Genomic DNA, 13,194 nt, shown 5'->3' on the forward strand with positions numbered 1-13,194 from the left:
CGTAGATGACATCCTTTTTGTTATAAGCCGAGTAATGAAACTAAAACAGGCATGACGATGGAGGCGATAATGGCGTGAAGCCCGATGGTAAGCCCGGACATGGCGCCTTCCACTTCGCCCAGCTTAATGGCGTAGCTCGTGCCCACGGCGTGAGCCGCCGTGCCGATGCCAAGGCCTTTGGAAACGGGATTTTTAATTCGCGCAAGTTTGATACAGTAGGGGGCGATAACCGCGCCGACGATGCCCGTCAAAATAACGAACATAACGGTAATGGAAACGATCCAGCCCATTTTGCCGGAAATTTCCATGGCGATGGCGGTGGTGACGGATTTCGGAATAGACGCCAAAAGCACGTCTTGAGGTACGGCGAGTACATTGCCTAAGAATACGACAAAGAGCACGACGAAAACACAGCCAATGGTTACCGATAATAAAACGGGAATCAGGTACTTAATCAGCGTGTCTTTTTGTTTGTAAAGACTTACGCCGATGACGATGGTTTCCACAGGGGAGATGACCATTTGAATCATCGACCCGCCGTTTTGGTAGTTTTCCAGGGGAATATCGAAGACCTTCAGGAATAGGATAATGGCAATAATGGAAAACAAAAGGGGATTTAAAATCGGCGCATTTAAACGGGCGCTGAGTTTTGAAAAAAGAATGAAAAATAGAATGGAAATAACCAATCCGAAATAAGGGGTTTGGGTAAATAGATCAAGCATTTTTCTTACCTCCCGAAAGTTTTTCCTGTATGCCGATGATGATATCGCTGGCTTTACCGGTGACCATCATAGTAGCCGCCGTGGAGACGACGATGATGACGACGATCTTCAGCCATACATCCATGGTAAATTCGCCGAAGTATTCCATAACGGCGACGCCGACGGGAATAAAGACGATGGCTAAGTATTTGTTGGATAATTCCGTGACGTCTTTCAGTTCTTCCAACTTGACGATTTTAAATTCCAAGAGCAGGAACAAAATAATCGCGGCAATAATCGTACTGGGGAAGGGAAACGGCAAAAGGCCCGAAATGATTTGGCCGAGAAGTGCCGTCCCGAACATAATTAATAATTGGTATAACACGTTTTCTCTCCCTTAAAATTAAAATTACATGAGCCTCTTTAATATATAAAAACCGCCGACGTTTATCAAGGTAAAAATCAAAAAATTATCGAAATAGGGTAGAAAAGCCGTCATAAAATACAAAATATATCATTTTAAAGAATGGGAGCGATAAGATTAAGCGTAAATTGAGGAAAAAACGAATATTGACAATATTATATTCAGGAGATTGTATACTCTTCCGTCCTCCCGAAAATAAAATCGCGGGATGATTAATTTTAAAAACATAAGGTATATATGAGAATAGAAATTATTAGGAGGATACTATGTTAAAGGATAAAATTTGTGTCGTTACCGGCGGTACCCGAGGCATCGGTAAAGCCATTGTAGAAGAATTTTTAAACGAAGGGGCTACTGTTATTTTCTTTGGCTCCCGTGAAGAAACGGTGGCAAAAGCTTTGGAAGAGTACAAGAAAAAATACGATAAAGTGGAAGGCGCCTGGCCCAATTTAATGGATGGCGAATCCATTAAGGCCGAAATCGAACGGATCGTAGAAAAATACGGCCGCATCGACGTCCTCGCCAATAATGCCGGCGTCGCAGACGACGTATCGGTTTACGATTACGACGCGGAAAAATTCGACAAGATCATGAACCTGAACGTAAAGGGCGTGTTCAACGCCATCGTCGCTACCATTCCCCATATGAAGGAACAAGGGGGCGGTTCCATTATTTCCACGAGTTCCATGGTGAGCAAATACGGCCAAACTCGCGGCGTAGGCTATCCTACAAGTAAATTCGCCGTCAACGGCCTTACCATCTCCCTCGCGAGAGAACTGGGTCCCGATGGTATTCGCGTAAACGCCGTGGCTCCCGGCATTACCAATACGGACATGATGAAAAAGGTGCCCAAGGAAATGATCGAGCCCTTGATTCAAAACATTCCCCTTCGTCGCATCGGCGAGCCGGAAGATATTGCCAAGGCCTATGCCTTTTTAGCCAGTGACAAGGCGTCCTATATTTCGGGAACGATTTTAAACGTCGACGGCGCCATGCTCGTATAAACCAAAAGGCATCTACAATTGTAGATGCTTTTACATAGAGGAATGAAGACCTATGAAAAAATTTCGAGAAAATTTACAGCTTTACACTTTTCTGCTCGGATGCCTTTTAATCGTCGTCGCCTACTTTGCGCCCACCGATCCTTTCCCTACGATCAAGCCCATGGGCATCGCCACGCTAATTGTGGCGCCGGTTTTGGGAATTTTAGGCATCGTCTTTTCCCTAATCAACAAAAAATACCGCTACATCATCCCCAATGTGCTCTTGGCAGTATCCTTTTTCATCCTTATGGATCTGTTTTATTTAATTTCTTGAGACATAGGAAATGGTCGCGAGGCATGTAAGGTTCAGAGAACAAGAAGAGGGAGCACCGATGAAATCTTATTTAGAAAAAATCCATAAGATGACGGTCGCTCTCGGCGTTCTTATGATCGTCGCATCCCTTTTCGTTCCCGCCGATCCTCTCGCCGAGATGCGGCCCTTGGATTACGCGACGCTTTACGCAGCGCCTACGCTCGGTATCATGGGCATTATATCCGCTTTCGTTCAGAAGGAATACCGCTGGATGATTCCCAATCTATTGCTCATCCTTTCCTTTTTTATCGCCATGGCAATGGCTTTTATAGGGATGGCGTTACCGTAAAATTTCATCTATTAAAAGGCAGGCAGGTCCTGTTTTTTTTTATTTCTTGACAAGTGTTTTATACTGTTATACACTGTTATAGAAATGAGGGATACCATGGACATCATCATTGACAACTCCGCTTCGCTTCCAATTTACGAGCAGTTGCGGAATCAAATTCGAGATCAAATTATAAACGACGTATTGGCGTACGACGAGCAACTTCCTTCTATTCGCGTTCTCGCCAAAGATCTTTCCATCAGCATTATGACGGTGAAAAAAGCCTACGATGCTCTGGAAGAGGAGGGCTTTATCGTGACCCGGCAGGGGAAGGGATCCTTCGTCGCCGAAAAAAACGAAAATGTGGCGCGGGAAATCGTGCAAAAGCAAATGGAAGAGCATATGGAGGCCGTCGTGGCCATTGCCAAAGATCACGCCATCGAAAAGGAAGATATTATGGCCATGCTGGATGTTTTATTCGGAGGTGACTAATGGAAAGAATCGCATTAAATAATATTCGAAAAGAATACAGCGCCTTTACCTTAAATGGCGTCAGCTTCCCCGTGAAGGAAGGATTTATTACGGGCTTTATCGGCCCCAACGGATCGGGGAAGACCACCACCATTCGCGCCATTTTAAATCTCAATCACTTACACGGAGGAGAGGTGCTCTACCGCGGCGTCCGCCCGGAAGACAACGACTATTTGCAGGATGTGGGCATCGTTCTCGACGAATCTTATTTTCCCAACGACTGGTCGGTCGAAGATGTGAACAATGTCTTATCCGTAGGTTATAAAAAGTGGAGATCATCCGAATTTTTTAAGCGGGTGAAAGATTACGGCATCGATCCGAAACTCAATGTAAAGGCCCTTTCGAGGGGCATGACGACGAAACTTATGCTCGCCGCCGCCCTTTCCCACGGCGCCAAGACGCTGGTTTTGGACGAGCCTACCAGCGGGTTGGATCCTCGCTCTCGCGACGAATTTCGCGACACCATTCAACACTATATGGCGGAAGACGAGGAAAATACCGTGCTCTTTTCCACTCACATTACGGAAGATTTGGAGGTCATAGCCGATTACATCGCCTTTATTATGGACGGCGCGCTGATTTTTTACGGCACGAAGGACGATTTCTTGGACGCCTATCGCATTGTAAAATGCAGTGAAAGCAATTTAAGCGGTGTGGATCCGAAGGAGATTCTCGGCAAGAAAAAAACCGCCACTCACGTGGAAGTTTTAGTTGCAGCGGATATGGCGGGTGCTTTCGGCGAAAACACCGTCGTGGAAAAGCCCACCATCGATCGCATTATGACCTTCTACCATCGAGGTGATGAACATGCTTAAGACCTTTAAAATGGATTTATTGGGCATTCGCCCTTATATAACGTGGAAGCCCATCGCTTTTTTCATCCTGTTTTCCGTAGGCTTCACTTATTTCATGAATCTTTCCTTTTTCCCCATGGTCTTCGCCATGACCATGTCCTTAATGATTATGACCTACCCCTTTGTCACGGGAGAAGATTCAGGGACGGAGCGGCTCTACCGCATGATCGGCATGGAAGATGAGGACACGGTGCGCGGTCGCTACCTTTATTCTTTCGTGGTATTCCTCGTCGCCACCCTCGCCGCCCTCGTTATTATGAACGGCGTGAATCTTGTAAAAAGCGGCACGCTTATTATCGGCGAAAGCTTCGCCGTCGGTGGGCTCTACCTCGCCATGTATATCTTCTTTATGGACATCAATGTGCCGATTTTCTTCGCCGTGGGCCATAAAAAAGCCAAGGGCGTCGCCGGTGCGGCACTCGTTATCGCCACTATGATCGTCATCGGCATATCGGGCTTTGCCAACTCGGCCTTTCCCGGTGAAGTGAAGGCCCTTTACCAATGGGCCATGAGCCATATCCTCTTCGTCGTTATTGGAGCGGTTTTGCTTATCGCCCTCTTAACGGCATTATCCTATAGTATTGCCCTCGCGAAATTTAAAAAGCGCGACTTATAAAGAAATCCCCGAAGAATGGATTTTCCAAACTTCGGGGAATTTTTAATTCATGTATTTTCGGTCGATGTAATCTTTCAAGCGCCAGCTCATATGGCCATAGAGGGAAAGGTTGCCCCAGTTGAGAATGGCCTTTTTCGATCCGCAATTTAAAATTTGAAGATAGCGGGTTTGAGGTTTGTAATCTCGTTTTTTGCCGCCTTTCAGTAATGCCATGAGATTATTTAACAGCACGGGAGCTTCCCTTATGGCGAAGACGCCGGCCTTATCGAGGGTGGGATAGCATTTTAAATTAATCATATCCCCCATGGCGAGAGTATTTTCCGCCACTTGGAGATCGTCCCTCGCCCAAATAAAGCGATCCTCGGAAATATTGAAGCCTCTGAAATCCACGTCGATGCCCGTAAAGCCCGTGGAGAGAATAATGTAATCGAAGGGGAAGCGTGTTTCGCCGGAGATGGCCTCGTTATTTTTTAGAGCGGTAATGGTAGTGTTTTCCAATAGCTGAATACTCTTTTCCTCGGTAAGAGTTCGCACTTTTTGCCGCGTCTTTTGATTAAATCGTCTGCAAACTTCTCTCGAAGTGGCGGCGGTAATGGAAAGATCGGGATAAGCTTCCCGGAATGAGAAGGCCAGTTCCATTCCCGACGGGCCTCCGCCGACGATAAAGAGTTTTTTGCCGGCGGTGTCTTCTTTTTCTAAAAAATTTTCAAACTCTACGATGCGGCCGATGGGCTTTACATAAGTTCCCGCCATATTTCCCAGGGGAAAGAATTCTTTGGAACGCACGCTGAGATTCATGGAGAGAAAGTCGTAAGGGTACTCGCCGTTTTCCGTGCGGATAACTCTCTTTTCCTTATCCACGGCGGTAATGGTTTCTTCCATGTAGCGAACGGAGGCTCTGTCGCAAAGATCGGGAACGTTAAAGGATATGTCCTCTTCCGTGTAAACACCCTCTACATAACCGGAGAGCATGCCGGAATAATACTGCTTCGGATAATCGGTAATTAAAGTCACGTGAAAGCCCTTCAAAGGTCGCTTCATTAATTCCTTTAAGACGAGGATGTGGCCGTGGCCGCCACCCGCTAAAATAAGTTCTTTCATACTGCCTCCTTTTTTAAAAGGGTATCAATCCGAGAAAGGAAAGGCAATTTTAAAAAGAGAGTATAGAAAAACGAGATAGGACGAAAAATCTTATTCATTATGTCAATGATAAATTATACTTTTAAACCACATGATTAATTACAAATCGTTGCAAATAAGAGAGATAATGATATTGTAATTTAGAGAGAAAGGCAATAAAAAACAAGTGGAGAAGTTAAGGTATGAAAAAAATTCTGATCATTGAAGATGATAATAATTTAAATAAAGGACTTACCATAGCTTTGAATAAAGACTATGGGATTCTATCTGCGAGCTCAATTAGTGAATCTCAAGCTTTTATTGGTGATGTCGATTTGATTTTACTCGATATGAACTTACCAGATGGAGATGGTCTTGAAATAATAAAATATACCAGAGAAACTTCATCAATTCCCATTATAGTTTTATCTGCCATAGATCTTGAAGCATATATCATTTCAGCTATAAATTTAGGGGCAGACGACTATTTAACCAAGCCTTTTTCTTTAGGAATCCTAGAAGCAAAGATAAAAAGAGCCTTTGAAAAAATAGTGTCTAGTGATTTAAATCTTTACAAGAAAGAGGGTTTAGACTTTAATTTCAATGAAAATACTTTCTATGTAGATAATAAAAATATAGATCTCACAAGAACAGAGACAAAAATTTTATACTACCTGATAAAAAACAAGTCTCAGGTTATTACTAAGGAATTACTATTTGATTTTGTTTGGGGAATAGATGATGAATTTATTGATCAAAATACATTGAGCGTCAACATTTCTAGAATCAGAAACAAATTAAAACCCTATGACCCAATAGAAACAGTCTTTGGAGTTGGATATAAATGGAATTTTTAATAGGTCTTTTAGTTCTTATAAATGGAATTATTTTATATAAATATATTGTCTTGAGAAGTGAAATGCGTGAACTCTCAGACTATATTGATAAGGCTTTGGATGGAAATTTAGAAATTGCAGAATTTGATGAAAAGGAATTATCTAAAATAAAATCAAAACTCATTAAGTTTTTGTATGCCAGCCAAGTAAAAGAAGCGAAAATAAATACAGAAAAAAGTAAAACAAAAGATTTAATAGCAGATATATCACACCAAACCAAGACACCCATTACCAACCTTTCTTTATACATTAGTCTTTTAGAAGATAATCCGAAAGATGAGTATCTTGAAATTATAAAGTATGAACTTAATAAACTAGAATTTTTAATTCAAAACCTAGTAAAATCTTCTAGGCTAGAATCTGATATTATCTCCTTACAAAAACATCAAGCAAATTTAAAAGATCTAGTACAAGATGTTTTAGGAGAATTCAAAGTCATATTAAATGAAAAAGATATAAGTATAAATTTAAAAGACGAAGACTTAATTTTCAATTTGGACGAAAGATGGCTTAAAGAAGCTATCCACAATCTTGTAGATAATGCTATAAAATACTCGCCCAATGGTTCTACTATTAATATTTCAGTTTATAAATCTTACCTAAACTATAATCTAGACATAGAAAATGAGAGCAAAGACTTATCAGAAGAAACTTTGCCAAAGATATTTGAAAGATTTTATAGAGGAAAAAATTCAGTTTCAAAGGACGGTTTGGGTTTAGGTCTATTTATAGCCAGAGAAATTATAGAAAAGCATGGTGGAAATATAAGAGCATCTTTAGACGAAAATAGAATAAAATTTTCAGTAGACTTCCCCTTGTGAGAAGTCTTTTTTCTTACAAAGCTGTAAGAAGTCTTGTAAGTACTTTGTAAGATATGAATGTTATATTAAATGTAAAGAGGTGATAGATATGTTAAAAGTAGAAAATTTAAAAAGATATTATAAAACAAATGACGTGGAAGTAAGAGCTCTTGACGGAGTATCTTTCGATGTGGAAAAAGGAGAATTTATTTCCATAATTGGAGCAAGCGGATCTGGTAAATCAACCCTATTACATTTATTAGGAGGACTTGATTATCCTACAAGCGGAAAAGTTTTAATTGATGATACCGACATTTATGCATTGAAAGATGATGAGAGAACCATTTTTAGGAGAAGAAATATCGGTTTTGTCTTTCAAGCATATAATCTTTTGCCCATGCTAAATGTATATGAGAATATAATTATTCCCTTTGGTCTTGATGGGGACAAAGTAGATAAGAAATACGTTGATTCCGTAATAGATATACTTGAGATAAGTGATCAAAAAAATAAAATGCCAAATGAATTATCTGGCGGACAGCAACAAAGAGTTGCCATAGCAAGAGCCTTAGTTACTAAACCATCTTTAATTCTAGCTGACGAACCTACAGGAAATTTAGATTCAAAATCTTCTTCCCAAGTTGTTTACTTACTAAAAAAGATTAATAAAGAGCTTGGAAATACTATTCTTATGATTACTCACGATGATGCCGTCGCTCAAGCTGCAGAAAAAACTCTAAGGATAGAAGATGGAAAGCTGGTGGGAAAAAATGAAAGTCAAAAAAAAAGCTTATATAAGGAGGCTTGCAAAAAGTATTTTAAATGCGAATAAAAGTAGGAGAAATATTCTCTTATTAGCAATTGCTTTGACTTCTATACTATTTACGAGTCTGTTTTCCGTAGCCTTAGGTTTAGGAAAAAGCATGGAAACCCAAACGATGAAAACTGTTGGAACAATCAGCCATGGTTCTTTTAAAGATATTTGTGATGAAGATGTAGAAATATTAACCCATGATAAGGATATAAAGGATTTTTCAGTTAGAGAGAAAGTTGGCATTCTTGATGATGAAAAAGTTATGGCAGAACTATCCTATATGGACAAAAAAGGATTTGAATGGTCTCTAATAGAAAAAGTTAAGGGGAAGTTTCCAGAAAAAGAAAATGAAGTATTTATAGATACAGCTACTGCTAAAAAATTAGGTTATAAGGGTGAAATCGGAGAAGAGATAGAAGTTCCTTTTAAAATAGAAAAACCTTACACGGGAGAGATTATCGAAAAGAAAAGTGATAAATTTATTATATCTGGAACCTTTCAAAATCCTATTGATTCCAACGTTGGTGTAGGACAAATCTATTTATCAAAAGCTTATGTAGATAAATTATCCCTTCCGGGAAATAATAATGACGTGGAAGTAATGCTAAAGAATTCCTTTATGATAAGGAATAAGCTTTTAAAAATTGCAGAGAGAAATGGTTATAAAGTGGTAGAGGACCCTGGTAATTTATCTGATAAAGAAATAAGAATTGGTGTTAACTTTGCATATCTTTTATCTGGTGATTCTAGTTTTGATTTTAAAACATTTCTACCCTTCTTAGCTTTTTTGATTTTAGTAATTGTAGCGGGATACTTAATAATAAATAATATTTTTAAGATATCCGTAAATGAAGATATTAAACTTCTAGGACTTTTAAAAACAATTGGAATGACAAAGCCACAAATCAAAAGGCTTATTCATCTTGAATCTTTAGCAGTCGCACTTCCTTCAATAATAATTGGAGATATAGTAGGAATTTCTATCGGAAAAATCATTTTAAACAAAATATTTGCAAGTAATGAGATGTTAACGGAGGTAAAATTATCACTAACGGTAATGGTCTTAATTATCTTATTTTCGACAGCCTTTACTTTGCTTACAGTATTTTTATCGGTTATGAGACCTGCAAGATATGCAGCAAAAGTTTCTCCAATAGATGCCAGCAGATACAATGAAATCGAGATAAAAAGTAAATATAAAAGCGAGGGTATTTCTTTAGGCAAGCTTGCTAGAAGACAAGTATTTTCCAATAAATTTAGATTTATTTCGATAGTTCTTTCTATTAGTCTATCTGCTGTTATTTTAAACAGCGTTTTAACTTACACCGGCAATATTGATTTAGAAAAGGGAATTTCTGATGTTATTGCAACAGACTATAATATAGCAAGTCCAAAGTATTTTAGGTATATGTACTCAGGAAGTGAGGACGGTATCAAGGATAATTTCATTGATGAAATAGAAAATCAAAAGGGATTTAAAGCTGGAGGAGCTTTATATTCCTATGGTTATGAGTACTCCTTTCCAAGTATAAAAATAGAAGATCATAAAGTCGCACCAATTCTATTCGGTATGGATGAGTTTCTAATAAATAAACAAAAATTTATAGATGGAGAGTTTGATAAAGATAAATGGCAAACTGGAAATTATGTTATTATAGGCGAAAAAATAAGAAATGATTCTGACTATAAAACTGGCGATAAAATAAAAATCAATGTAAAAAACAGGGTCAAAGAAGTCCAAGTTATGGGCAAGGTTGAATATAATTTTTCAAATGGTCTTAGATATTTTCCTGTATTTAAGGAAGATATAAACGACGAATCTAGTCCTACTTTAGGCTTGGAATACATTTATATGAAGCCGAATGAGTATAAAAATCTCACAGGCGATAATAGTATAATGTCCTATGGATTTGATGTGGAGGATAGTGAAAAGGAAAATTTTGATAAGTTATTAAAATCTTTTGAAAGTAACCCAGACTTTTCCTATGACTCAAGAGATCTTCAAATAAAGTCTTTTAAAGATTTTAAAAATCTTATAGAATTTGTGGGTTATAGTTTATCTATAGTATTGTTTTTAATTTCTGTACTGAATTTTATAAATGTTATTGCTACTGAAATTTTGAGAAATATGGTTAACTTATCAATTCTTGAAGCAATTGGAATGACAAAGAAAAATATTAAAAAATATTTGGTGAAAAAGAATTTGATCTATTCTTTATGTGGCTTAGTATTTTCTTTCATCATTATGCTTCTTGTAGATAAATACATCTTGATAGGTTTTATGGAACAAACTAAGTGGACTTCCTATAAATTTGTAATCATGCCACTTATTCTTGTCAACTTTGTAAATATAATTATTGGGATAATATTTACAGGTAGGTTTTATGAAAAGCATAGCCAAAATAGTCTTGTAGATAGAATAAGAAGTTTAGAATAAATATTTTTCATGTTAACTAGAAATAGGAAACGGCTATGAGATGGTTGCTCATAGCCGTTTCCTATTTTGTAGAATCAAATTAAATGGACTCATTTGAATTTAATTTCTAAAAGATGCCTTATAAATGGCGAGGATATCTTCTTCGTGGAGATCGACGAAGCCTTTAATGGTGCCGCCTACGTGATCGGCGCAGGCTTTTGCCATGGGCTCAAGGGAATCTTCTGTAATGCCTACCTCTTCCAGCGTCATGGGGATATTCATGGAGAGGAAGAAGTAGTGGAGACGATCGATGGCCTCTTCCGCCATTTCCATCGTATCTTTTTTCGAAATGTCGAAGACGTGGTGGCCGAAGCGGGCGATTTTCGGCGCCGTTTCTTCATTTAAGAGATGACGCAGCCAGCGCGGCGTTAAAATGGCGAGACCTACGCCGTGGGTAATATCGAAGAAAGCGGAAAGTTCGTGTTCCATAGGATGCACGCTCCATGCTTGGGTCTTACCCGTATTTAAAAGGCCGTTAATGGCCCAGCTGGACGCCCACATTAAATTGCTCCGCGCTTCCATGTCGTCGCCATTTTTAACGGCAATAGGGCCGTAGTGAACGCAGGTGCGCAAAAGCCCTTCGGCAAAGGAATCTTGCATAAAGGCGTCGTCGTTGACGGAGAAATAATTTTCCATGGTGTGGCTCATAATATCCGCCGTGCCCGATGCGGTTTGGTAGGGGCTCACGGTTTTGGTGTAGGCGGGATTTAAAAGACTTACTTTCGGCAAGACCATGGGGCTGCGCCAGCCGATTTTTTCCTTCGTGGCAGGATTGGTAATGACCGATGCAATATCCATTTCAGAACCTGTAGCCGCTAATGTGAGCACAGTGGCGATGGGAAGGGCGCCGGTTACTTTATTTTTTCGAATGACGATATCCCAGGGATCGCCACCTGTGACGGAAGCCGCCGCGATTAATTTTGCCGCGTCGATGGTGGAGCCGCCGCCGATGGGGAGAATGACGTCGATGTTTTCGGCCTTCACTTTTTCCACGCCGGCGACCACGCTTTCGATGTGGGGGTTGGGCTCGATGCCGCCGTGATCGATCCATTCCACTCCTTCTTCTTTTAGAGCCGATGTAATGGTGTCGTAAATGCCGTTGCGCTTGACGGAGCCGCCGCCGAAGACGACGAGGGCGCGGTTACCCAGTTTTTTGATTTCCTTGGCAAAGGCATGGGCTTGATCTTCGCCGAATAAAATGGCGGTATTCACGTGAAATTTAAAATCTCTCATAATGCTTCCTTTCTCTTTTCTGTTTTCGTATTGAAGGGTATACCCTAAATGAGAGAATATCATAAAAGGAGGATGAAAATGAAACGTTTTATTGTGGCACTTTCTTTTTCTGTGCGCCTTTACATGAGCGATTCCCTAAAAGATAAGCGGCGCATGCGGCAAAAAATCGCCACGGGGCTTAAAAACAGCTTTAATCTTTCCATAAAAGAAACGGCGGATCACGAACTTTTAAATTACATCACCTTTACCGCTGCCTACGTGGCCTTGGACGCTAGGGAAGGGGAAGAGTTTGTAGAAAAATGTCGACGAGCCGTGGAGGAAATCGCCTTAGGCGAGGGGGAACTTGCCCGTTACGATTGGGATATGATAAATTATAGTCATGAACAAGATTTTTAGGAGGATATAATGGATAAACAAGGAATTTACGATTTTTTAGACGAAAAAAAGATCGCGTACGAAGTGGACGAACACGAAGCGGTTATGAATATGGAAGAATTAAATAATGTGGATTTAAAATATCCCGGCCGCGACGCGAAGAATCTCTTTGTCCGCGACGATAAAAAGAAAAATTATTACCTGATTACGGTTTACGGCGACAAGCGCGTAGATTTAAAGGAATTTAAGGAAAAGCACAACACCCGTCGCCTTTCCTTCGGCAAGCCCGACGATTTAAAGGCGAAGCTCGGTTTGGAACCCGGCGCCGTATCTCCCTTCGGTCTGTTAAATAATGAAGAACACGACGTGATTTTTTATTTAGATCGTCAATTTACAAAACAAGGGGGCATTATCGGCATTCACCCCAACGACAACACCGCCACCGTATGGCTTCAAGCGGAAGATCTCGTCGCCCTTTTAGAAGAAGCGGGCACGAAAGTAAACGTGGTCTCGATTTAAAACGTGTTTAAGCCGAGAAAAGCTTGCAGTAGAAAACGCTCTATTTGCGTTTGGATACCAATGCAAAAAAATGTTCGCGCCCGGAGGATGTATAAGACGTTAGGTTACCGAGAGGTAGGCATTGTAGACACTACATTTAACGGCATTGCCGGCGTAAAATTAGTGCTTCTGGAAAAAATAGCGACAATAGAATAAATAAAACGAACTCTCGC

General features: G+C 40.1%; 16 protein-coding genes. 12 read left to right on the forward strand and 4 right to left on the reverse strand.

The window, feature by feature from the left end:
- Positions 1 to 20: 20 nt before the first annotated feature.
- Both HMPREF1863_RS05190 and HMPREF1863_RS05195 read right to left on the reverse strand, forming a co-directional pair.
- Entirely contained in the window at positions 21 to 722 is a 702-nt protein-coding gene (locus HMPREF1863_RS05190) for an LrgB family protein (protein ID WP_068368099.1), read from the reverse strand.
- Positions 715 to 1,086, reverse strand: a complete 372-nt coding sequence (locus HMPREF1863_RS05195) for a CidA/LrgA family protein (protein WP_068368101.1) — start codon at positions 1,084 to 1,086, stop codon at positions 715 to 717. The genes HMPREF1863_RS05190 and HMPREF1863_RS05195 overlap by 8 nt, the downstream gene beginning before the upstream one ends.
- A gap of 305 nt (positions 1,087 to 1,391) precedes the next feature.
- Between HMPREF1863_RS05195 and HMPREF1863_RS05200 the strand changes: the two genes are divergently transcribed.
- The 6 genes from HMPREF1863_RS05200 to HMPREF1863_RS05225 all read left to right on the forward strand — a co-directional run bounded on the left by HMPREF1863_RS05200 (position 1,392) and on the right by HMPREF1863_RS05225 (position 4,750).
- A complete protein-coding gene (locus HMPREF1863_RS05200; RefSeq protein ID WP_068368104.1) occupies positions 1,392 to 2,129 on the forward strand; it encodes an SDR family NAD(P)-dependent oxidoreductase in 738 nt (245 codons plus the stop codon).
- Between the two features lie 52 nt (positions 2,130 to 2,181).
- Positions 2,182 to 2,442: a hypothetical protein gene (locus HMPREF1863_RS05205; protein WP_068368107.1), complete on the forward strand. Its 261-nt coding sequence runs from the start codon at positions 2,182 to 2,184 to the stop codon at positions 2,440 to 2,442.
- A 58-nt stretch (positions 2,443 to 2,500) separates the two neighbouring features.
- Positions 2,501 to 2,770: a hypothetical protein gene (locus tag HMPREF1863_RS05210; RefSeq protein ID WP_068368110.1), complete on the forward strand. Its 270-nt coding sequence runs from the start codon at positions 2,501 to 2,503 to the stop codon at positions 2,768 to 2,770.
- A 96-nt stretch (positions 2,771 to 2,866) separates the two neighbouring features.
- Positions 2,867 to 3,241: a GntR family transcriptional regulator gene (locus HMPREF1863_RS05215; protein WP_068368113.1), complete on the forward strand. Its 375-nt coding sequence runs from the start codon at positions 2,867 to 2,869 to the stop codon at positions 3,239 to 3,241.
- Entirely contained in the window at positions 3,241 to 4,095 is an 855-nt protein-coding gene (locus HMPREF1863_RS05220) for an ABC transporter ATP-binding protein (protein WP_068368115.1), read from the forward strand. The genes HMPREF1863_RS05215 and HMPREF1863_RS05220 overlap by 1 nt, the downstream gene beginning before the upstream one ends.
- Entirely contained in the window at positions 4,088 to 4,750 is a 663-nt protein-coding gene (locus HMPREF1863_RS05225) for an ABC-2 transporter permease (protein ID WP_068368121.1), read from the forward strand. Before HMPREF1863_RS05220 ends, HMPREF1863_RS05225 begins: the two co-directional genes overlap by 8 nt.
- A gap of 42 nt (positions 4,751 to 4,792) precedes the next feature.
- Here HMPREF1863_RS05225 and HMPREF1863_RS05230 read toward each other — a convergent pair whose 3' ends face one another.
- Positions 4,793 to 5,851 (reverse strand): FAD-dependent oxidoreductase, encoded by a 1,059-nt coding sequence (locus HMPREF1863_RS05230; RefSeq protein WP_068368124.1) that lies wholly within the window; start codon positions 5,849 to 5,851, stop codon positions 4,793 to 4,795.
- A 221-nt stretch (positions 5,852 to 6,072) separates the two neighbouring features.
- Between HMPREF1863_RS05230 and HMPREF1863_RS05235 the strand changes: the two genes are divergently transcribed.
- The 4 genes from HMPREF1863_RS05235 to HMPREF1863_RS05250 all read left to right on the forward strand — a co-directional run bounded on the left by HMPREF1863_RS05235 (position 6,073) and on the right by HMPREF1863_RS05250 (position 10,816).
- Positions 6,073 to 6,726: a response regulator transcription factor gene (locus HMPREF1863_RS05235; RefSeq protein WP_068368126.1), complete on the forward strand. Its 654-nt coding sequence runs from the start codon at positions 6,073 to 6,075 to the stop codon at positions 6,724 to 6,726.
- A complete protein-coding gene (locus HMPREF1863_RS05240; RefSeq protein ID WP_068368140.1) occupies positions 6,714 to 7,586 on the forward strand; it encodes a sensor histidine kinase in 873 nt (290 codons plus the stop codon). Before HMPREF1863_RS05235 ends, HMPREF1863_RS05240 begins: the two co-directional genes overlap by 13 nt.
- An 88-nt stretch (positions 7,587 to 7,674) precedes the next feature.
- Positions 7,675 to 8,397 carry an ABC transporter ATP-binding protein gene (locus HMPREF1863_RS05245; RefSeq protein ID WP_068368143.1) on the forward strand — a complete coding sequence of 241 codons (723 nt, stop codon included), beginning with the start codon at positions 7,675 to 7,677 and terminating at the stop codon, positions 8,395 to 8,397.
- Positions 8,315 to 10,816: an ABC transporter permease gene (locus tag HMPREF1863_RS05250; RefSeq protein WP_068368148.1), complete on the forward strand. Its 2,502-nt coding sequence runs from the start codon at positions 8,315 to 8,317 to the stop codon at positions 10,814 to 10,816. Before HMPREF1863_RS05245 ends, HMPREF1863_RS05250 begins: the two co-directional genes overlap by 83 nt.
- Before the next feature lie 99 nt (positions 10,817 to 10,915).
- Here the strand turns inward: HMPREF1863_RS05250 and HMPREF1863_RS05255 are convergent, their stop codons facing one another.
- Positions 10,916 to 12,088, reverse strand: a complete 1,173-nt coding sequence (locus HMPREF1863_RS05255) for an iron-containing alcohol dehydrogenase (RefSeq protein WP_068368150.1) — start codon at positions 12,086 to 12,088, stop codon at positions 10,916 to 10,918.
- A 78-nt stretch (positions 12,089 to 12,166) separates the two neighbouring features.
- On the opposite strand from HMPREF1863_RS05255, the gene HMPREF1863_RS05260 reads away from it, so the two are divergent.
- Positions 12,167 to 12,484 (forward strand): DUF503 family protein, encoded by a 318-nt coding sequence (locus HMPREF1863_RS05260; protein WP_068368151.1) that lies wholly within the window; start codon positions 12,167 to 12,169, stop codon positions 12,482 to 12,484.
- A gap of 9 nt (positions 12,485 to 12,493) precedes the next feature.
- The gene (locus HMPREF1863_RS05265; protein ID WP_068368154.1) at positions 12,494 to 12,982 is read left to right on the forward strand and encodes a prolyl-tRNA synthetase associated domain-containing protein; all 489 of its coding nucleotides are present in this window, start codon (positions 12,494 to 12,496) and stop codon (positions 12,980 to 12,982) included.
- Positions 12,983 to 13,194: the final 212 nt, after the last annotated feature.

Source organism: Aedoeadaptatus coxii, from assembly GCF_001553115.1.
Classification (GTDB): Bacteria; Bacillota; Clostridia; order Tissierellales; family Peptoniphilaceae; genus Aedoeadaptatus; species Aedoeadaptatus coxii.